This is a genomic window from Streptomyces sp. P9-2B-2 (genome assembly GCF_030406865.1).
GTDB lineage: Bacteria > Actinomycetota > Actinomycetes > Streptomycetales > Streptomycetaceae > Streptomyces > Streptomyces platensis.
The window spans coordinates 8246335-8266441 of the sequence record NZ_CP129126.1 but is presented as its reverse complement, the minus strand read 5'-3'; the positions used below and the strand labels follow the sequence as shown (position 1 = coordinate 8266441).

The following is a 20107-nucleotide window of genomic DNA, read 5'->3' as shown; positions in this document are numbered from 1 at the left end:
ATGCCGCTGAGCCGCACCGCGCGCCTGCTCATCCTGCTCGCCACCGTCGTCGTCCTCGGCGCGGTCGCCGTCGGCGCGACCCTGGCCGCCGCCGGGCGTGCCGACCGCAAGGACCGCACCCAGTCCGGGGGCCCGGAGGTGACCCCCGGGACCGTACGACTGGACGGCCCGCACCAGGGGCTCTTCCGCAACATGGCCTGGGGGCCGCACCGCGACGAGATCACCGCCGTGCCGGAAGGGCGGCTCACCGGGCCGCGCACCGCGTCCGGCGTGCACTGTCTGCGCTTCCACGCGGCCGCCGGTACCGGCATCTGCCTCCAGGCCGTGCACGGCAAACTCCGGGACAGCTACCGGGCCGTCCTCCTGGACAGCCGGCTGCGCGAGGTGCGCCACTACGACGTGGCCGGCACCCCCACCCGCGCCCGGGTCTCCCCCAGCGGCCGCACCGTCGCCTGGACCGTCTTCGTCAGCGGTGACTCCTACGCGGGCACCGCCTTCTCCACCCGCACCTCCGTCGTCGACACCGACGGCCGGCGCCTGGACGCCAACCTGGAGACCTATGCGCTGACCGTCGGCGGACACCGGGTCCGCGCCGCCGACATCAACGTCTGGGGCGTCACCTTCGCCGATGACACCCGCTTCTACGCCACCGCCGCCACCGGCGGAAAGACCTATCTCGTCCGCGGCGACCGCAACACCAGAACCCTCCGGGCCCTGCACCCCAACGTCGAATGCCCCTCACTGTCCCCCGACGGCACCCGGATCGCCTACAAGAAGCGCGTCGCCAGTGCCGACCCCGACGCTCCCTGGCGGCTCTACGTCCTCGATCTGCGCACCCTGCGCGAGACCGCGACCGGTGAACACCGCAACATCGACGACCAGGCCGTCTGGCGCGACGGCCACACCCTGGTCTACTCGCTGCCGGGCGACTACGGCTCGGATCTCTGGACCGTTCCCGCCGACGGCACCGGCACCCCGCACCGCCTCCTCTCCGCGGCCCTCGCCCCCGCTTTCACCCGCTAGAGGGTGGCAGGGGGCGAACCCTGAACCGCCGCCCTCTCCCCCACGGCCACCAGCAGCTGGAACGGCAGTTCGCGCGCGCCCTGCCCCACTCCCACGCCGATCCAGCGGTCCCGCACCCGCCAGCCGTGCATCCGCGGGACATAACCGCACAGCGTGTCCAGCGGCGGCCGGACCGGCAGGCCCTGCGCGGTCCGTTCCAAGTGGGCCCCGAGATCGACGGTTTCGGGGGCGCCCCACCGTAACGACAGCGCCTGCACCAGCACCGTCAGCTCGGCGGTGAAGTCCTCCTCGGCCTCCGCCACCTCGGCGGCGTCCGCGTCCCAGAACTCCCCGCTGACCCGCAGCCCGGCTATGTGGTAGCCGGGCCCGCTCTCGACCATGGCGGACCGGTCCGGCACCGGCGGGAACTCCCGCAGCCGCAGTCGGTCGATGACCGTCAGATGCTTGTCAATGGTCATGTCGTCAGTAAACCGCGCGGGTCTGACAATTGACCCTCCCGCGGCCGGGTGCGGGTCGGCCTCGCGCGCACGGCGACCGCCGGGGGGCGTCGCAGCGGCCGGCCACCCCCTCCTGCGGGGCTCGCCGCGCACCCCCTGACCGGCTACGATCCGCCCCACACGCAATGTGAGGGAGACGGACGTTGGGGCGGCTCACCGGCGGGGACCCGTCCCTGCTGCGACGGATCAACTCCGCGGTGGTGCTGCAAGCGCTGCGCGCCGCGGACTCCCCCACGCTCACCGATCTCGTCCAGGTGACGGGGCTGTCCCGGCCGACGGTCGAGGGTGTGGTCGAGGGGCTCATCGAGACCGGTCTGGTGGTCGAGGCGGCCGCCGGGGAGGGTGCGACGCGTCGTCAGGGGCGGCCCGCCCGCCGGTTCCGTTTCCGTACGGAGGCCGGTCATCTGCTGGGCATCGAGATCGGCCCGCACCGCGTCGCCGCCCTGCTGTCCGATCTGGGCGGCCGGGTGCTGGACACCGCACAGCGCCCCGTGGAGGAGCGCGCTCCGGCCGACGAGCGGCTGGAGCGGGTCCGTGCCGTGGTGGCCGATCTGCTGCGCCGTACGGGCGTGCCCCGCGATTCGCTGCGGGCCGTCGGGGTGGCCGGCCCCGGCATCGTGGAGGCCGACGGCACCGTCCGGCTGAGCACCGCGCTGCCCGGCTGGACGGGTTTCCCGCTGGGCGAGCGGCTGCGGCGCTCGTTCCGCTGCCCGGTGCTGGTCGAGAACGACGCGAACGCCGCCGCGGTGGCCGAACACTGGCAGGGCGCGGCGACCGGCTCCGATGACATCGTTTTCGTGCTGGCCGGACTCAGCCCGGGGGCCGGTTCGCTGATCGGCGGACGGCTGCACCGCGGCTTCGGCGGGGCCGCCGGGGAGATCGGCGCGCTGCATCTGCTCGGCCGGGAGGCCACCCCGGAGAAGCTGCTGTCGACGACCGGGGAGCCGCTGCATCCCCTGGACGAGGCGCAGGTGGCGGCGGTCTTCGCGGCGGCGCGGGACGGTGACGCACAGGCGCGGGAGGCGGTGGACCGCTTCATCCGGCGGCTGGTGCACGATGTCGCGGCGCTGGTGCTGGCGCTGGACCCGGAGCTGGTGGTGATCGGCGGCTGGGCGGCGGGCCTGGCGGGCGTACTGGAGCCGCTGCGCCGGGAGTTGGCGCGTTACTGCCTGCGCCCACCGCAGGTCGCCCTGTCACTGCTCGGCGAGGCGGCGGTGGCCACCGGGGCGCTGCGGCTCGCGCTCGACCACGTGGAGGGCGAACTCTTCGCGGTGGAGAGCACGGTGACGGGCCGCCGCCACACCGCGGCACGCTGACGGCCACTACGGAGCGGCGGCACGGCGACGGCCCGCCACAACGGAGCGGGCCCCCTCCGAGATCCGGAGTGGGCCCGTCCCCTCAGCCGCCGGTCAGTCTCACCCCGCGAGCAAGGCGACCGCGTCGCTCTCGCCGAAGGTCAGACGGCAGGTGTCCGCCCGGTAGGTGGAGACCGCGACGGCGGCCGTACGGCCGCCGGAGACATAGCGGGTGGTGACGACCAGGACGGGCGCGCCGGGCAGCCGGTCCAGCTGCTTGGCGTCCTCCGCACGGGCCGAGCCCAGCTCGACGGTGCGGTCCTGGCCCTCCAGCTCCAGTGACTGAAGCTGAGCCAGGACCGCGTAGGCCTGCGCCGGGCCGTTCAGCAGCGCGATCTCCGCGCTATGGGGGATCACGGCCGCCGGGACGTACAGCAACTCGGCGGCGAGGGGCTGGCCCTCGGTGTCCCGGCTGCGGCGGACGATGTGCACCGGGTCGCCCTTGGCGGTCTCCAGCAGGCGGGCCACCACGGCGGGCACGGTGCCGCGCTCGTCGCAGCCGAGCACCTGCCAGTCGTCACCTGCGGCGCCGGGCCAGCTGTGGCGGGCGGGTGCGACGGCGACACCGACCCGGGGCGGGGCGACCGTGGTGCCCACACCGCGGCGGCGGTGGAGTCTGCCTTCCAGCTCCAGCTGTTCGAGCGCCTGCCGCAGCGTGGCCCGTGCGACGCCGAACCGCGCCGCCAGATCACGCTCGTTGGGCAGAATCTCGCCGACCGCGAACTCCGAGTCCAGCGCCTCGCTGAGCACGGTCTTGAGGTGCCAGTACTTCGGCTCCGGCACCGTTTCGAGCTGCGTGGTCCCCACCCTGTCCTCCGCACTGGCCGCTACCGGGGCTGCTCCCCCATGGGACTCGGGCCGCGCGGCCGGCAGATGTGGGCCCGCCGCGCGCCCGATTATGAGCGCTTCTTTATTAAAGGTTGTTGCAGTATCCCGACGATATGGCCGCCCCCACCCTTGGTCAAGACCAATCCGGGATCACTTTCGGCCCGCTCCGGACGCCCGAACGGGCCGTCCCGCCCGCGCCCTCAGCGGGGCCGCTGGGTACCGTCTCCGTCATGCTCGCGCTGCTGCACACCTCGCCCGTCCATGTCCCGGTCTTCGACGCACTACGGGACGCGGAGACCCCCGGCCTGGCGCTGCGTCACCTCGTACACCCTCAACTCCTCGACCGGGCAAGGGCACAGGGGCCGGAGGCCGTTTCGGCCGAGGTCTCCGCCGTACTCGCGGACGCGGCCGGCCACGGGGCGCGGGCCGTACTCTGCACCTGCTCGACGATCGGTGCGGTGGCGGAGACGGCCGGCGCCGCGCTCGGCCTCCCCGCCCTCCGGGTGGACCGTCCGATGGCCGCGGCCGCGGTCGCCACCGGCCCGCGGATCGCCGTACTCGCCGCTCTGGAGAGCACCCTCGCCCCCACGGAAGCCCTGATCAAAGAAGAGGCCGTACGGGCGGGCCGCGAGGTCGGGGTGCGTTCCGTCCTGGTGCCCGGCGCCTGGGAACGCTTCGAGAGCGGCGACACCGACGGTTATCTGTCGGCGGTCGCCGCCACGGCACGGGAGGTCCGGGACGCGGATGTGATCGTCCTGGCGCAGGCCTCGATGGCACCGGCCGCCGAGGGCCTCGACGGCGGCATCCCGGTGCTGTCGAGCCCGCGGCTCGGTCTGCTGGCCGCCGCTCAGCGGGCCGCGAGCGACGCCAGCTTCTCGGGGTTGCGGACGATGTAGACGGTCTTGATCTCGCCGTCCGCGATCCCGAACTGGAGGACGGTGTCCGGCACACCGTCGAGGAGCACCAACAGCGCGATCCCGCCGTTGAGTTCGAGGACGGAGAACTCCATACCGGGCGGCAGGGTCCTGGTGACGCCGAACAGGAAGCGGGCGACCTTGTCCGGGGACTCGATGATCCGCAGCGGGGCCTTGGCCTTCCCTCCGCTGTCCCCGACCAGCCGGGCGTCGGCCGCCAGCAGGCTCAGCAGCCCGTTCAGATCGTCGCCGGCCGCCGCGGCCAGGAACCGCTCGGTCAGGTCCCGCTGCCGTTCCGGATCGACGTCGTAGCGCGGTTTGCCCTCCTCCACATGCCGCCGGGCCCGGCCCGCCAGTTGGCGGACCGCGGCCTCACTGCGGTCAAGAGTGGTGGCGATCTCCGCGTACGGATAGCCGAAGGCCTCGCGCAGCACGAACACCGCGCGCTCCAGAGGGGAGAGCGACTCCAGGACGACGAGTACGGCGAGGGTGACCGATTCGGTGAACACCGCGCGTTCGGCGGTGTCCGGGGCGATGCCGCCGACATCCGTCCGCAGCGGCTCCGGCAGCCAGGGCCCCACATAGGACTCGCGCCGTGACTGGACCTGGCGCAGCCGGTCGATGGCCAGCCGGGTGGTGATCCGTACGAGAAAGGCGCGCGGTTCCCGTACCGCCGCATGGTCCGCGCCAGACCAGCGCAGCCAGGCGTCCTGCACCACGTCCTCGGCATCGGCCACCCGGCCGAGCATCCGGTAGGCCACTCCGAAGAGTACGGAGCGGTGTTCCTCGAAAACGTCGGTGACCTCGGTCGCGGAATCCTTCAGCACCTCTCCATCCCACTCCGCCGCACCGGCGTTGTCCAGCGGAAACGGTGACGGGCGGGCCCGCGGGCGCGTGGTGTGCGGCACACCCGCCCTCGCCCCGGCCGCCCCATACCGCTCAGTAGCCCCAGCTGGCATCGTGTCAGCGCACGCTCGCACCACCGGAAGTCCCGCACCCCCAGAGGAGTTCACCCATGGCCGCCCCGGTCTCCTTCGCCCGTATCACCCCCGCGGACCGGCCGCCGTTCACGGTCGCCTACGACCGCAAGGGCGCGGGCGAACCCATCGTCCTGCTGCACGGCATCGGCCATCACCTCCAGGCCTGGCGCCCGGTGTGCGACATCCTCGCCGCCTCCCATGAGGTCATCGCGCTCGATCTGCCGGGGTTCGGCGCCTCCCCCGCGCTGCCCGGCGGCTCCTCGTACGACCTGGCGTCGGTCGTCCCGCTGCTCACCGCGGCGTTCACCGAACTCGGCGTCGAGCGGCCGCATGTGGTGGGCAACTCGCTGGGCGGGCTGCTCGCGCTGGAGCTGGGCCGCACAGCCGCCGTGCGGTCGGTCACCGCGCTCTCGCCCGCGGGCTTCTGGACCCCGGCCGAGCGGCGGTACGCCTTCGGTGTGCTGCGCGGGATGTACGCCGGTGCCCAGGCGCTGCCCCAGCCGGTGGTGGAGTCGCTGGCCCGGAACGCCCTCGGCCGCGCGTCGCTCACCGGCACCATCTACGCCCACCCCGGCCGCCGCTCCGCCGAGGCCGTCGTGGCGGAGACCCGGGCGCTGCGCGAGGCGCCCGGCTTCGCGCCGACGCTGGCGGCCGGCCGGGAGGTGCGGTTCACCTCCGATGTGCCCGGCGTCCCGGTGACGATCGCCTGGGGCAGCCGCGACCGGCTGCTCCTGCCCCGCCAGGGCGTACGCGCCAAGCACACCATCCCCGGCGCCCGGCTCGTACGGCTGCCGGGCTGCGGGCATGTGCCGATGAACGACGATCCGGCGCTGGTGGCGCGGGTCATCCTCGACACGGTGAGCTGAGCGCGCGGTGCCGTCGTCCCCGGGGGCCACCCGTTCCGGCGGCGCGTATCGGGACCGTATGCACCACGTCAGCGTCCTGGCGATCGGACGGTGGTCTTGCGACCATGGCCCGGGTCCACCGGTCGCGGGGCCCGGAGCCGGCCGGGCGAACGGTGCACCGTGACCGGCGAACGGGCCGGTGTTCACCGTCCGTTCGACTGTGGGGCACCGGACAGCGATACGAAAGGGTGGGCAGTGAGGTCCGTCGAGGCATGGAGGTTGGAGATGGCGCAGGGATCCGGCAGCGGCTTCGGACGGCGGTCGCTGCTGCGGGGCGCGGCGGCGGGTTCGGCGGCGCTGGCACTGCCCGCGCTCTCCTGTGCCGCGCCGGCCCAGGCCCGCAGCGGGCGGCCGAGCGCCGACTGGGGTGTCCAGGTCGGGGATGTCACCACCTCCTCGGGCCTGGTGTGGGTGCGGTCCGACCGGCCGGCCCGAATGGTGGTGCAGACCGCGGCGACCGACTCGTTCCGGCACGCCCGGTCCTGGCACGGCCCGGTGCTCGGGCCGGACACCGACTTCACCGGCGTGACCTCGCTGCACGGCCTGCCGTCCGGTGAGCAGGTCCACTACCGGGTGCTGCTCGCCGACCCCGACGACCCGCGGCGAACCGGCGAACCGGTCGCCGGCACCTTCCGCACCGCGCCCACGGGGCGTCGCGCGGACCTCCGCTTCCACTGGTCGGGCGATCTGGCCGGGCAGGGCTGGGGCATCAATCCGGACCGCGGTGGCTACCGCATCTACGAGGACATGCGGCGCCGGAACCCGGACTTCTTCCTGTGCAGCGGCGACAACATCTACGCCGACAACCCGATCCCCGAGCGGGTGACGCTGCCGGACGGCCGGATCTGGCGGAATGTGACGACCGAGGAGAAGTCCAAGGTCGCCGAGACGCTCGCGGAGTTCCGGGGCGCGTTCCGCTACAACCTGCTCGACGACAACTTGCGCCGCTTCAACGCGCAGGTGCCGACGATCACGCAGTGGGACGACCACGAGGTGCACAACAACTGGTACCCGGGGCAGCTGCTCGACGACGACCGGTACACGGAGAAGCGCACCGATGTGCTGTCCGCGCGGTCGCTGCGCGCCTTCGGCGAGTATTTCCCGATCCGTACGCTGCGGCCCGACCGTGGGGGTACCTCCCGCTCGAGCGAAGCCGAGAGTGGGGGAGGCCGGGTCTATCGCGTGGTGTCGCACGGCCCGTTGCTCGATGTGTTCGTGCTGGACATGCGCCGTTACCGGAACGCCAATTCGCCGGGCCGGCAGACCGACGACCCGCAGGGCATCCTCGGCGCTGAGCAGCTGCGCTGGCTCAAGCGGGAGCTTTCCCGGTCCCGCGCGGTGTGGAAGGTGATCGCCTCCGATATGCCGCTGGGGCTGGTCGTCCCAGACGGCAAGACGAACTTCGAGGCGGTGGCCCAGGGCGATCCGGGCGCGCCCCTGGGACGTGAACTCCAGCTGGCCGAACTGCTGCGGCACATCAAGCACGACCGGGTGACCGGCACCGTCTGGCTCACGACGGACGTCCACTACACCGCGGCGCAGCACTACGCGCCGGAGCGGGCCGCGTTCAAGGACTTCGAGCCGTTCTGGGAGTTCGTGTCGGGGCCGCTCAACGCGGGCGGCTTCCAGGCACTGAAGCTGGACGGAACCTTTGGGCCCGAGCAACCGTTCATCAAGGCGCCGGACCGTGCCAACACCTCCCCCGCGGAGAGTCCGCAGTACTTCGGCGAGGTCGATATCGACGGGGGCAGCGGGGAGCTGACGGTGCGGTTGCGTCAGGAGGGTGGCCAGGTGTTGTTCAGCAAGGTGCTGCAGCCAGGACGGGTAGGGCAGTAGGGGCCAATGCGTCGATTGCGTCTTTTACCCGTCGGACACAAGGTGTTGGCGATCAGGCAACACCTGTCCGTCAGGCTTGTGTGCATGACTGAAGCATCCTTTGCCCCTTCCGCCCGCCGCCCGCACCGGCGCCGGGCCGCCCTCCAGCCCGCCGCCCTCGTCGCGGCCGCCACGGCAGGCTTCCGCTTCTGGTGGTCACGACGCCACGAAAACGCGCCGCCGCCGACCGATACCGGCGCCGCGGCGCCGTCGTCCACCGACCGGGCCCCGGGGGCCGGCCGCCAGGAGACGGTGCTGTGGCGGATGCGGACCACGGTCCGGGACGAGCCGGGCAGCCTGGCCGCGCTGTGCACGGCGCTGAGTGCCCGCCGGGTGGACATCCTCAGCCTCCAGACCCATCCGCTCTCCGACGGGACGGTCGACGAGTTCCTGCTGCGCGCGCCCGATGCGCTGACCCCCGCCGAGCTCACCCGTACGGTCGCCGGCGCGGGCGGCACGCACAGCTGGCTGGAGCGGGCCGACGCACACGACCTCGTCGACGCGCCGACCCGGATGCTGGGCCTGGCGACCCGCACGGCCCTGGACTCCGCCGAACTCCCCCTGGCCCTGCGGCAGTTGCTGGGCCGCTGCACCATCCATTCGGTGCCCGCGCGCTCCCTCAACGGGCACCCGCTCGCCGAGCAGGTCCCCACGGAGGGCGTGCTGGAGGAGCACCGCATGAAGTTCCGCGACCCCTCCGGGGGCTCGCTCACCATCGAAAGGCCGCAATTGCCCTTCACCCCCACCGAGTTCGCCCGGGTCCGGGCACTGGTCGATCTGGACGCCCGGCTCGGCCAGCGGGTGCCGCCACGGCGTGATGTGCTGACGCTGCCGGAGGGCAACGAGATCACGGTCCGCCGCGCCGACACCTCCGACCTGGCCGCGGCCCGGGAGATGCACGATCGCTGCTCCTCGAAGACCCTGGGGCTGCGCTACCACGGCCCGGTCGGCGACGCGGACCGCTACCTCGGCCATCTGCTCAGCCCGCGGTTCGGCCGCACCCTGGCCGTGGAGACCGCCTCCGGCCGGCTGGTGGCGCTCGGCCATCTGCTGTGGGACGGCGACGAGACCGAGGTCGCGCTGCTGGTCGAGGACGCCTGGCAGCAGCGCGGTATCGGCGCCGAGCTGCTGCGCCGGCTGGTGGCGATGGCGGCCGAGACCAGCTGCGAGAGCGTGTACGCGATCACTCAGGCCTCGAACACCGGGATGGTGGCCGCGATGCGCGGCCTCGGGCTGCCGCTCGACTACCAGATCGAGGAAGGCACCCTGGTGATCACTGCCCGCCCGATGGGCCTGCCCGCCAAACGGGAGCCGCGGGAGACCGTACGCATCCATGACGGCAGCGGGCGCCGCTGAGCCCCCGGGAGCGGACCCGGAACCCTGGCCGGCCGGGCGTACGGACGCCCGACCGGCCGCGGCACCCGGCAAGGGCACCGAAAAGCGACAGCAACGTACAGCTTTTTGATGGTGACGCGGCGGGGCGATCCGTACGAGGATGTCCGTATGCCCAACACCACTACTTCCGGGGGCGGCCCGCTGCCCCGCGAGGTCGCCGACGCCTATGTCGACGCCCTTGTCGACCTGGACCCGATCACCGGCACCTTCCTCGGCGTCGCCGAGAGTTCCGGCAAGCTCCCCGACTTCTCTCCGACGGGCCAGGAAGCGGTGGCCCAGCTCGCCCGGACGACGCTGGAGAAGCTGGCCGAGGCCGAGGCCCGGCCGGGCGCGGACAGCGCCGCCGAGCAGGTCTGCGCCCGGCTGCTGCGCGAGCGGCTGACCGCCGAGCTGGCGGTTCACGAGGCGGGCGAGGGCCTGCGCACGGTCAGCAACCTCAGCTCGCCGCTGCACCACGTCCGTGAGGTCCTCACGGTCACCCCCGCCGAGACCGACGAGGACTGGGCGGCGATCGCCCAGCGGCTGCGGGCCGTCCCCGCGGCGCTGGAGGGCTACCGCTCCGCGCTGGACGCCGGCCGCAAGCAGAACCTGCCCGCGGGACCGCTCCAAGTCCGCACGGTCATCGGCCAGTTGGACGAGTGGATCGGCACGGACCGCAGCTGGTTCGCCGAGTTCACCGACCCGGGCCCGGACGCGCTGCGCGCCGAGCTGACCGAGGCCGCCGAGGTGGCGACCGGCGCGCTGGTGGAGCTGCGCGACTGGCTCCGCGACACCTACGCCCCGGCCATCGAGGGCGCTCCGGACGTGGTGGGCCGGGAGCGCTACGCCCGCCTCGCGCGCTACTTCAACGGCGCCGACCTCGACGCGGACGAGGCGTATGCGTACGGCTGGTCCGAGTTCCACCGGCTGCTGGCCGAGATGGAGACCGAGGCCGAGAAGGTGCTGCCCGGCGCGAAGACGCCGTGGGAGGCGCTTGCCTGGTGCGATGAGCACGGCGAGGCCGTCGAGGGCGTCGAGGAGACCCGCCAGTGGCTCCAGTCGCTCATGGACGAGGCCATCGACGCGCTCGACGGCACGCACTTCGAGCTGGCGGAGCGGGTGCGCCGGGTCGAGTCCCGGATCGCCCCGCCCGGCGGCGCCGCCGCCCCGTATTACACCCAGCCGTCGCTGGACTTCTCCCGCCCCGGCCGGACCTGGCTGCCGACGATGGGCGAGACCCGCTTCCCGGCGTACGACCTGGTCTCCACCTGGTACCACGAGGGGGTCCCCGGCCATCACCTCCAGCTGGCGCAGTGGGCCCATGTCGCCGACTCGCTCTCGCGGTACCAGACGACGGTGGGCATCGTCAGCGCCAACGCCGAGGGCTGGGCGCTGTACGCCGAGCGGCTCATGGACGAACTGGGCTTCCTGACCAACGCCGAACGCCGCCTGGGCTACCTGGACGCGCAGATGATGCGGGCCGTGCGGGTCATCATCGACATCGGCATGCACCTGGAGCTGGAAATCCCCGCGGACTCGCCCTTCCACCCGGGTGAGCGCTGGACGCCGCAGCTGGCGCACGCGTTCTTCGCCCAGCACAGCAGCCGCCCGGCCGACTTCGTCGAGAGCGAGATCATCCGCTACCAGGGCATGGCCGGCCAGGCGATCGGCTACAAGCTCGGCGAGCGGGTGTGGCTGCGGGGCCGGGAGGCGGCCCGCGCCCGGCACGGCGCGGACTTCGACCTCAAGGCCTGGCACATGGCGGCACTGTCGCAGGGTTCGCTGGGCCTGGACGATCTGCTGAGCGAGCTGTCGGCGCTCTGACCAGGTCTTTCCGGGCGAGGGGCGGCGGCCGGCCATGGCCTGTGGTGGCCGGCCGCCGCCCCCGTCCATAGGACCGTGGGCATCACAGCGGGACGGAACCGGTCCGATGGCGGCGCCATCCAGCGGTCAGCGCCGGAAGCCGCCCTCGGAGTTGATGACCTGACCGGTGATCCCCGCCGCTTCGTCGGTCGCCAGCCAGGCGATCAAACGGGCCGGGTCGTCGGGCGTGCCCCACTGCCCGCCGGGGAAGCATCCAGCGACCCGCTCACGCAGCTCGCCGACCGCGTAACCGGTGTCCACGGGGCCCGGGTTGACGGTGTTCACGGTGACTCCGAGATCGGCGAACGTGGTGGCCAGGCTGCGGGTCGCCGAGGCCAGCGCCCCCTTGGCCAGACCGTGGGCGATATGCCACGGTGTCGGCTCGCTCCGGTGACCAGGGCGGTACGGCCGAGGAGCGGCAACGGGTCGCGGTAGGGTGCTTCGTACCGTCGCGGGCCGGAGGCCTTCGGCGGAGCTGCTCTTGTCGTAGGTCATGACGCCCCACCCTCGCCCCCGCCGACCGGGGCGTCATCCGCTTTTCGGGGCCGGTGCTCGCGGGCCGCGGCGACTGCGTGATCATGGCCGGTCAGGCGCGTCCGGCACCGGCCCGCAAAAGGGAGATCACCGGCAGCACCCTTGCTCTGCCGGTGATTCCACTGCTAGACAGCGCGGATGACCGGTTATTCCCCTGACGCCACCGACTGGCGCATTCTCGATGTCCTCCAGCACAACGGCCGTGCGGGCTACGCCGAGCTGGCGCGCGCCGTGAACATGTCCGCCAGCGCGGTCACCGAACGGGTCCGCCGGCTGGAGGAGGCCGGGGTGATCTCGGGCTATGCGGCGGTGATCGACCCGGAGCGCATCGGGCTGCCGGTACTGGCCTTCGTACGGCTGCGGTACACCGACGGCAACGACCAGCCGTTCCACGAGCTGCTGGAGTCGACGCCGGAGATCCTGGAGGCCCACCACGTCACCGGCGACGACTGCTATGTCATCAAGGTCGCCGCCCGGACCATGAAGCACCTGGAGGAGGTGTCCGGCCGGATCGGCGCGCTCGGCGCGGTGACCACCAGCGTCGTCTACTCCTCGCCGCTCCCCCGCCGCCCGGTCAGCCGGTGACCGGCGGTGCGTGACGGGCTCGCCCGTGACCGGCGGCCCTTGACCGGCAGCCTTTGACGGCCCCACCGGTGACGGCCCCCGGGCTCAGCTCCCAGCTCTCAGCTCCGTACGCGGTGCCGGACCGTCGAGCCCGACCGGTCCTTGACGACCTCCAGCTGGGCGGGGATCCGTGCCTTGAGGTCGGCGACATGGCTGACGATGCCGACGCTGCGGTCCCGTTCGCGCAGTGAGTCCAGCACGTCCAGCACCTCGTCCAGGGTCTGTTCGTCCAGGCTGCCGAAGCCCTCGTCGATGAAGAGGGTGTCCAGTCGCGTGCCGCCCGCCTCGTCGGTGACGACATCGGCGAGGCCCAGCGCCAGCGCGAGCGAGGCGAAGAAGGTCTCGCCGCCGGAGAGGCTGGAGGTGTCCCGCTCATGGCCGGTCCAGGCATCGATGACATGCAGCCCCAGGCCGGAACGCCGGGCGCCACCGGCCCGTTCGTCGGAGTGGACGAGGGTGTAGCGGCCGGCGGACATCCGGTGCAGCCGGGCGCTGGCGGCCGCCGCGACCTGTTCGAGCCGGGCGGCGAGCACATACGACTCCAGACGCATCCGCCGCTCGTTCTCGCTGGACGTGCCCGAGGCGAGTGCGGCGAGGCGGGCGATGCGGTCGTAGGCGGCGCGCAGCGGGGCCAGCGTGCGGGCGTCGGCCTCGGCGCGGGCGGAGAGCCGGTCGAGTTCGGTGCAGCGTTCCCGGGCCGCGGCATGAGTGGCCGAGGCGGTGCGCAGCCGGGCCGCCGCGGCCTGGTGCGCGGACTGTGCGGCGGCCGGGTCGGCGGGCGGCAGCGCCGCCGCGGCCGCGGTTTCCGGATCGGCCAACTCGGCTTCCACGGCGGCGGATTCGGCCTGCCACTCATCGAGCTGTCGCTGGAGTGCCCGCCAGGCGTCGTCCTGGAGCAGGGCCTCCGCGGCGGCCTGCGGGGTGTCGAATCCGGCGCGGTAGGCGGCGTCGGACAGCCCGGCGTCGGCCTCCTTGAGCCGCTGGGCACAGGAGTGGGCCGTACGGGACGCCTCCGCCGCTGCGCCGAGCAGGGCCACCTGCCGCTCCAGCCGGGCGGCCCGGTCGGCGACGCTCGGGCTGTCGCCGCGCGCCCGGGTCAACTCCTCTTCCAGGGCGGCCCGTTCGCGGTCCAGCGCCTCCCGGTGGGAGGTACGGGCCGCGGCCCGGCGCTCGGCCTGCTGTTGTTCGGCGCGGCGCCGTTCGTATTCGCGCTCGGCGCGCCCGAGCGCCTCGCGGGCGGCATGGAGGTCGGCGCCCTGCGCATGGGCGTCGGCGTATGCGGCGCGCAACTCCGCCACCTCTGCCGCGAGTTCGTCCGCCGGAGCATCCCCGGCCGTGGCGGCCGCGGCGGCCAGCGCCTCCTTGGCCGACTGGCAGCGGGCCTCCGTCTGCCCCCGGGCCTCCTCGGTCTGACGGTGCGCGGCCAGCGCGGCTTCCTCGGCCGCCCGGTCGACATGGCCCGCCCCGGCCCGCGCCGGCTCGGGATGCTCGGTCGCGCCGCACACCGCGCAGGCCTCGCCGTCACGGAGTCCGTCCGCGAGCTCGGCGGCGATCCCGCGCAGCCTCCGGTCCTTGAGGTCGAGCCAGTGCTCGTGGGCCGCCACGGACCGCTCCCTGGCGGCGAGCAACTCCGCTTCCGCCGACCGCACCTCACCGCTGAGCCGATCGCGGCGACGGGCGGCTTCCCAGCGTGCGGCGGCCGGTTCGATCCGGGCGCCGAGCTGTTCGGCCCGGGTGGCGGCCTCCTGCGCCGTCTCGATGCGCTGCTGGTGGGCGCGCTGGGCCTCGTCCCATGCGGCGAGCCACTCGGCGGCGTCCAGCAGCGTCTGCTCGTCGGCGCGCGCCTCGCGGTCCAGGACGGCGCGCTCCCGGCCGATGTCGGCGGCCCGCCGCTCGGCCCGCCGGGCGGCGCCGAGCGACCCCAGATCCTCCCGCAACTCCCTTTCCAGCGCGGCGAGTTGATCGCTCTCCGCGTTGGCGAGATCCGGCGGCAGCGGGCTTCGGCGCTGTCGTTCGGCGCGCTGTGCGGTGTCCAGCTCACGCCAGGCGGCGTCGCGCAGCGCGAGCGCGGGGGCGACCTCCGCGGCCGCCCGGGCCCGCTCCAGCCGCTCGCGGGTCTGCGTACGTTCCTCGGCGTAGGCCTCCAGCCGGGCGGCCCGGCGCCGGGCGTCCGCGTACCGCTGCTGGAGCCGGTCGCGTTCACGGGCCTCTTCCCAGCGCCCGGCCGCCGTCCGCTCGGCCGTCTCGGCAGCGTGCAGCGCGGAGTCCGCGACCGTCAGCCGTTCCCGTGCACTCACCCGGGCGACCGCCGCCCTGACCAGCACCGCCTCCGCGAAGCCCGGCTCGCCGGGGCCCGGTGCGGCAGGGTTCGATGGTGCGGCAGGGTCTTCCGTGGCGCCACTACGGGCCGATGCGGACGGTGCGCCGGACTCCACGGCCCCGGCCTGCCCCGGTACGGTCGCCCACCTCGTGGCTGTCGCGCTCGCCGTCGCGGTGGCCGTCGCCCGCCCGCGCCCGCCGGCCACCGTCGCGCCACGTCCGCGCGCCGCTGCGCCCTGCGGCGCCGTCCCTCCGGCCCGCTCCGGCGCCGGGACCGACGGATCGGTGAGGTCGGCGCTCTCCCCGGCCGCCTGCGCCATCCGGTGCGCAAGCGCGAGCAGCCGTTCGTCGCCGGCCGTCACGGTGTCCGCGGCGGCCTTGCGGCGCGCGGTCAACTGCTCTTCGAGCGCGGCGAACCGCCGGGTGTCGAAGAGCCGCCCCAGCAGCCGGGCGCGCGCCTCGGCATCGGCCCGCAGAAAGCGCGCGAAATCGCCCTGCGGCAGCAGCACCACCTGGCAGAACTGCTCCTTGCTCATCCCGAGCAGCTGGCCGATCTCCTCACCGATCTCCTGATGCGAGCGGCTCAGCGCCTTCCAGTGACCGCCACCCTCGGGCCCGTCGCCTCCCCCGGGCCCACCGTCGCCCTCCGGCCCGGCTCCGACCCCGGGCCCGTCACCGTCCGCCGGCCCCCCGGCCCCGGCCGGCACGAACTCCCGCAGCCTGCTCTGCGCCTTCTCCTTCGTCGTGCCGCTGCCCCGCTTCTTGGGGCGTGGCTGCTCGGGCAGTCGGGTGATCTCCAACCGCCGTTCGCCCACGGTCAGTTCGAGGACGACCTCGGTGAGCGTCAGCGGGTCCGCCAGATCGCTGCGCAGCGCCTGGCCGCTCTGCCGCGCCCCCGGGACCGACCCGTACAGCGCGAAGCACACCGCATCCAGGACCGAGGTCTTGCCCGCGCCCGTCGGACCGTGCAGCAGAAAGAGACCGTCCCTCGTCAGCCGGTCGAAGTCGATGGTCTGGGTGCCGCCGAACGGCCCGAAGGCGGTGAGGGAGAGCCGGTGCAGCCTCAACGCGCCACCTCGGCCGCCATATCGTCGACGCGTACCTCGTCGATCGCCGAACGCAGCTCGGCCCGCTCCTGCTCATCGGCCGCGCGGCCGGACCGTACGTGTTCCACGAAGTCCTCGGCGATCTCCTGGTCGCTGCGCCCGCGCAGCCGCTGCGCGTACGACGCCAGCGAGCGGGTGGGCCCGTCCTCGGGGTCGAAGACCAGGCTGACGAGGTGCGGGAAGCGCTTGACCAGCCGGGCCATGGGCTCATGCGGGCGGGCGGTGTCGGTGAGCGTCGCCTCGACCCAGGCGTCCTCGTGCCGGGCCAATCCGGGGTCTTCCAGCAGCTGCTCCAGCCGCCCGCGGATACGGGCCAGCGGCCGCGGCACCGGGCAGTCCACCCGCTCCGCCTGCACGGCGCCGCCCGCGTCGAGATCGACGATCCATGACGACTTACGGTGCTCGGCCTCGGAGAAGGAGTAGGCGAGCGGAGAGCCGGAGTAGCGGACCCGCTCGGTGAGCGTCTGACACCCGTGCAGATGCCCCAGGGCGACATAGTCCACCCCGTCAAAGACACCCATGGGGACCGAGGCGACCCCGCCGACGGTGATATCCCGCTCACTGTCGCTGACCGCGCCGCCGGTGACGAAGGCATGCGCCAGCACCACGGAACGCGTCCCCGCGGGCCGCCCGGCGAGATCGGCCCGTACCCGCTCCATGGCCGCACCGAGCACCTCCGCATGGTCGGCACGCCGCGCCCCGAGGGTGTCGCGGACCATGGCGGGTTCGAGATACGGCAGCCCGTAGAGCGCCACCGGACCATGGGCATCAGCGAGCACGACGGGAGTACCGCAGTCGGCCGGGTCGGTCCGCAGGTGCATTCCGGCCCGCTCCATCAGCCCGGAGCCGACCCCCAGCCGACGGGCCGAGTCATGGTTGCCGGAGATCATCACCGTCGGGACACCGAGCCCCGCGAGCCGGTGCAGCGCCTCGTCGAACAGCTCGACAGCGGCGAGCGGCGGCACGGCACGGTCATAGACATCGCCCGCCACCAGCACCGCGTCGATCTCCCGGGCCCGCACCGTCTCCACAAGATGATCAAGAAACGCACGCTGCGCGGAGAGCAGATTCACCCGGTGAAAGGACCGCCCGAGATGCCAGTCAGAGGTGTGCAGAAATCTCACTCAGCCACTCCGACCTGCATTTTTCCCCTCCGAGAGGCCACGAACCAGCACCCGACCACCACGGGTCCGGCAACCGGCTCCCACCACGGCGACCACTGTCCGCACCCCGTTCCTTGCGGGCCTCATTCTTGCATCCGTGGCCGGTGCAGATGTCCGCAGTTGTTCAGCCCGACCCGTGTCGCGGACCGCACGCCCGCTGTCTTCCCCAGAGCTTCTGCCGCCCCGCCCCGACGGCTACATGCGGGCCTACGTCAAGCCCGCATCACGGACCAGCAGCGCCATCTGCACCCGGTTGGCCAGATTCAGTTTCGCCAGCGCACGGCTGACATGGGCCTTCACCGTGCCTTCGCTCATGGCCAGTTCCCGTCCGATCTCGGCGTTGGACAGCCGCCCGTACGAAGATGCTGGCGGCGATTGCCGGCGGGTAGCCACGGCCGGGAGTGGTGCGCCGCCCCGACACAGCGGGGGTCAGCCCTGGGCGGCAATCCCGACCCCCGCGCGCACCAAGCCCGCCGAATCAGGCCTCCCCATAAGCCTCGCCCCCCAGTTCCAGCCGTGCCGTGCCCGCCGTGGTGTCCGCGAGCCAGGCGCGGAAGGTGTCCAGGTCGGTCTCCGGCAGGCCGATTTCGATGCGGACCTCCGCGCCGTAGGTCACCTCTCGCACCGTGCGGCCGGTGGTGCGCAGGTCGTTCTCCAGGCGGCCGGCCCGCTGGTGGTCGACGGTGACCGTGACCAGCCGGAAGCGCCGGCGGGTGACCGTGCCCAGGGTGTCGAGCGCCTCGCCGACGACGCCCCCGTACGCGCGGATGAGGCCGCCGGCGCCGAGCTTGACGCCGCCGAAGTAGCGGGTGACGACGGCGACGACGAAGCGGACCTCGCGGCGGAGCAGCATCTGAAGCATCGGCACGCCCGCGGTGCCGCCGGGCTCGCCGTCGTCGCTCGCCTTCTGGATGCCGCCGTCGGCGCCCAGGACGTAGGCGAAGCAGTGGTGGCGGGCGGTGGGGTGCTCCTTGCGGATGCGCGCGATGAAGTCCTGGGCCTCGGTCTCGGTCGCGACGGGCGCGAGCGCGCAGAGGAAGCGGGACTTGTTGATCTCGATCTCGTGGACACCCTCGCGCGCGAGCGTGCGGTACTGCTCCTGCATCGGACCAGCCTATGCGGCCCCGGTGACAGCCGGACAGCGGCCGGTACCGGTGGCCCGCGCCGCGCGGGGGTGTCCGCCGTAAGGGCGCGGGGGTCCGCCGTACGGGCGCAGTCCGCACGGCCACGCGGCGTACCCGCCCCGTCCGCACGGTGCGTCGGGGAGACGTCCGCGCTGCCCGTGGGCACTGTGAGGGCGGTGCGAGAGCCTCGTGTTTCCGGGGCCCCGCTCGTACAGGTAGGAACGGCGGGTTTGCGGAGGGCTGCATGGAAGAGAGCACACAGTCGGCGATGACGGCGGGCGTACCGGTGACGGGCGAGGAGATGCCCGAGCCCCCGCCGGAGGTCATCGAGGCGGCACGCACGGCGCCCGACCACTGGCTGGCCATGGTGGATCTGACCTGGCGGGGAGAGGGTCCGCCCCCGCTCTGGGCGCTGATCGGCCAGTGGCGGTCGGGTCCCACGGGCGAGATCGAGGAGTGGCGGGACAATCCGGAGTACCGGCCGTCGCCCCAGATGCTGGACTGGTCCGAGCCGACGGACGCGGTCGACGGCGCGCTTCAGCTCGCCGCGACCGGCTACGGGCCGGGGCAGGACGTCTCGGAGGCGCTGGCGCGCGCGGAGGTCTCCGTCCTGGTGACCGCGACCGGTTCACCACTGGCCGCCGCCTCACCCGAGGGCACCCCGGTGATCCCGGTCTACACCTCGCAGAGCTACCTCGAATCGGTGGGCCGGCTGCTGTACGACCGCCGGCCGGTGGCCGACCTCGTCGAGCAGCTGCCGCCGGGGCATGCCCTGTACCTCAACCCGACCGGGCCGGTGAGCATGCTGGTGGACACCGAGGAGCTGCGCGCGGCGCTGGCCGGGGTGTCCGGGACGGAGGCGCGGGAATCGGCCGCTCCCGTGGCGCCTCGGCCGGGGACCGGGGCCGGCGGGGCCGAGCCCGTCGGCAGCGGCCGGGGGATCGGCAAACCGGCCCGTGCCGCGAAGGGCAGCACCGTGGTGGGGGCCGGTATGGCCGGCAGCGGAATGGCCCGCGGCGCGAACTGAACCACCGCGCAGAAGACCCGCCCCGCCCGTCTTCCCCTTCGGGCGGGGCGTCTGCCATTACAGCGCGCACCGGCCGCCGCACACCGGCGGCGTTGTCGTCTCCCGCGACGGGAATCTCCGGGTCACGCCGTCCGTTGAGCGGCACAGGACCCTTCCATCCGCAGGAGGCAGTGCGTGTACGGCGACCCCAGCACGATCCGCAGGATCCTGACCGAGCTCGGCGACACCTGGGCGGTCGTGGGCCTGTCCAACAACGAGCAGCGCCCGGCGCACGGTGTCGCGGAGGTGCTCCAGCGCTACGGCAAGCGGATCGTGCCGGTGCATCCCAAGGCCGAGCGCGTCCATGGCGAGCAGGGGTATCCCTCGCTCTCCGCGATCCCCTTTCCCGTCGATGTGGTCGATGTCTTCGTCAACAGCGAGCTGGCGGGCCCGGTCGCCGATGAGGCCGTGACGGTCGGGGCGAAGGCCGTGTGGTTCCAGCTCGGGGTGGTCGACGAGGCGGCCTGGGGCCGGGTGCGCGACTCGGGTCTGGAGATGGTGATGGACCGCTGTCCGGCGATCGAACTGCCGCGTCTGGGCTGAGCAGGGGGGCGCGG

17 protein-coding genes and 1 pseudogene are annotated in these 20107 nt (G+C 73.3%); 10 read left to right on the top strand and 8 right to left on the bottom strand.

Going from position 1 to position 20107, the window contains the following annotated elements; translation table 11 throughout:
• The first annotated feature begins 6 nt into the window (after window positions 1-6).
• Window positions 7-1023 (top strand): PD40 domain-containing protein, encoded by a 1017-nt coding sequence (locus tag QT196_RS36315; protein WP_168484231.1) that lies wholly within the window; start codon window positions 7-9, stop codon window positions 1021-1023.
• Here the strand turns inward: QT196_RS36315 and QT196_RS36310 are convergent.
• Window positions 1020-1481 (bottom strand): hypothetical protein, encoded by a 462-nt coding sequence (locus QT196_RS36310; protein WP_290356451.1) that lies wholly within the window; start codon window positions 1479-1481, stop codon window positions 1020-1022. The genes QT196_RS36315 and QT196_RS36310 overlap by 4 nt on opposite strands.
• A 182-nt stretch (window positions 1482-1663) precedes the next feature.
• On the opposite strand from QT196_RS36310, the gene QT196_RS36305 reads away from it, so the two are divergent.
• Window positions 1664-2836, top strand: a complete 1173-nt coding sequence (locus tag QT196_RS36305; RefSeq protein WP_290356450.1) for an ROK family transcriptional regulator — start codon at window positions 1664-1666, stop codon at window positions 2834-2836.
• Between the two features lie 99 nt (window positions 2837-2935).
• On the opposite strand, the gene QT196_RS36300 is transcribed toward QT196_RS36305, so the two are convergent.
• The gene (locus tag QT196_RS36300; protein ID WP_168482851.1) at window positions 2936-3682 is read right to left on the bottom strand and encodes a GntR family transcriptional regulator; all 747 of its coding nucleotides are present in this window, start codon (window positions 3680-3682) and stop codon (window positions 2936-2938) included.
• Between the two features lie 251 nt (window positions 3683-3933).
• Between QT196_RS36300 and QT196_RS36295 the strand changes: the two genes are divergently transcribed.
• Complete coding sequence (locus QT196_RS36295; RefSeq protein WP_290356449.1) at window positions 3934-4599, top strand: aspartate/glutamate racemase family protein; 666 nt, start codon at window positions 3934-3936, stop codon at window positions 4597-4599.
• On the opposite strand, the gene QT196_RS36290 is transcribed toward QT196_RS36295, so the two are convergent.
• The gene (locus tag QT196_RS36290; protein ID WP_168482849.1) at window positions 4551-5444 is read right to left on the bottom strand and encodes an RNA polymerase sigma-70 factor; all 894 of its coding nucleotides are present in this window, start codon (window positions 5442-5444) and stop codon (window positions 4551-4553) included. The genes QT196_RS36295 and QT196_RS36290 overlap by 49 nt on opposite strands.
• Before the next feature lie 188 nt (window positions 5445-5632).
• Between QT196_RS36290 and QT196_RS36285 the strand changes: the two genes are divergently transcribed.
• The 4 genes from QT196_RS36285 to QT196_RS36270 all read left to right on the top strand — a co-directional run bounded on the left by QT196_RS36285 (window position 5633) and on the right by QT196_RS36270 (window position 11575).
• The gene (locus QT196_RS36285) at window positions 5633-6463 is read left to right on the top strand and encodes an alpha/beta fold hydrolase (RefSeq protein WP_168482848.1); all 831 of its coding nucleotides are present in this window, start codon (window positions 5633-5635) and stop codon (window positions 6461-6463) included.
• Window positions 6464-6727: 264 nt separating this feature from the next.
• Window positions 6728-8338 (top strand): alkaline phosphatase D family protein, encoded by a 1611-nt coding sequence (locus QT196_RS36280; protein WP_290356448.1) that lies wholly within the window; start codon window positions 6728-6730, stop codon window positions 8336-8338.
• A gap of 84 nt (window positions 8339-8422) precedes the next feature.
• A complete protein-coding gene (locus QT196_RS36275; protein ID WP_290356447.1) occupies window positions 8423-9733 on the top strand; it encodes a GNAT family N-acetyltransferase in 1311 nt (436 codons plus the stop codon).
• 147 nt (window positions 9734-9880) lie between these two features.
• Complete coding sequence (locus QT196_RS36270; RefSeq protein ID WP_168482845.1) at window positions 9881-11575, top strand: DUF885 domain-containing protein; 1695 nt, start codon at window positions 9881-9883, stop codon at window positions 11573-11575.
• A 126-nt stretch (window positions 11576-11701) separates the two neighbouring features.
• Here QT196_RS36270 and QT196_RS36265 read toward each other — a convergent pair.
• A pseudogene (locus tag QT196_RS36265) lies at window positions 11702-11980 on the bottom strand (SDR family oxidoreductase); the annotation flags it as partial.
• Between the two features lie 306 nt (window positions 11981-12286).
• Here QT196_RS36265 and QT196_RS36260 point away from each other — a divergent pair.
• Window positions 12287-12733 (top strand): Lrp/AsnC family transcriptional regulator, encoded by a 447-nt coding sequence (locus QT196_RS36260; RefSeq protein WP_085922177.1) that lies wholly within the window; start codon window positions 12287-12289, stop codon window positions 12731-12733.
• A gap of 98 nt (window positions 12734-12831) precedes the next feature.
• On the opposite strand, the gene QT196_RS36255 is transcribed toward QT196_RS36260, so the two are convergent.
• From QT196_RS36255 to QT196_RS36240, 4 genes are all read right to left on the bottom strand, one after another.
• A complete protein-coding gene (locus QT196_RS36255; protein ID WP_290356446.1) occupies window positions 12832-16158 on the bottom strand; it encodes an SMC family ATPase in 3327 nt (1108 codons plus the stop codon).
• The gene (locus QT196_RS36250) at window positions 16155-17321 is read right to left on the bottom strand and encodes an exonuclease SbcCD subunit D (RefSeq protein ID WP_266736674.1); all 1167 of its coding nucleotides are present in this window, start codon (window positions 17319-17321) and stop codon (window positions 16155-16157) included. Before QT196_RS36250 ends, QT196_RS36255 begins: the two co-directional genes overlap by 4 nt.
• 246 nt (window positions 17322-17567) lie before the next feature.
• Window positions 17568-17753, bottom strand: a complete 186-nt coding sequence (locus QT196_RS36245) for a LuxR C-terminal-related transcriptional regulator (RefSeq protein WP_248001487.1) — start codon at window positions 17751-17753, stop codon at window positions 17568-17570.
• Window positions 17754-17838: 85 nt separating this feature from the next.
• Window positions 17839-18465 carry a YigZ family protein gene (locus QT196_RS36240; protein WP_168482843.1) on the bottom strand — a complete coding sequence of 209 codons (627 nt, stop codon included), beginning with the start codon at window positions 18463-18465 and terminating at the stop codon, window positions 17839-17841.
• Window positions 18466-18728: 263 nt separating this feature from the next.
• Here QT196_RS36240 and QT196_RS36235 point away from each other — a divergent pair, with 263 nt between their 5' ends.
• Window positions 18729-19511 carry a type VII secretion system-associated protein gene (locus QT196_RS36235; protein WP_266736672.1) on the top strand — a complete coding sequence of 261 codons (783 nt, stop codon included), beginning with the start codon at window positions 18729-18731 and terminating at the stop codon, window positions 19509-19511.
• Between the two features lie 174 nt (window positions 19512-19685).
• Window positions 19686-20093 carry a CoA-binding protein gene (locus tag QT196_RS36230; protein WP_266736670.1) on the top strand — a complete coding sequence of 136 codons (408 nt, stop codon included), beginning with the start codon at window positions 19686-19688 and terminating at the stop codon, window positions 20091-20093.
• Window positions 20094-20107 lie beyond the last annotated feature (14 nt).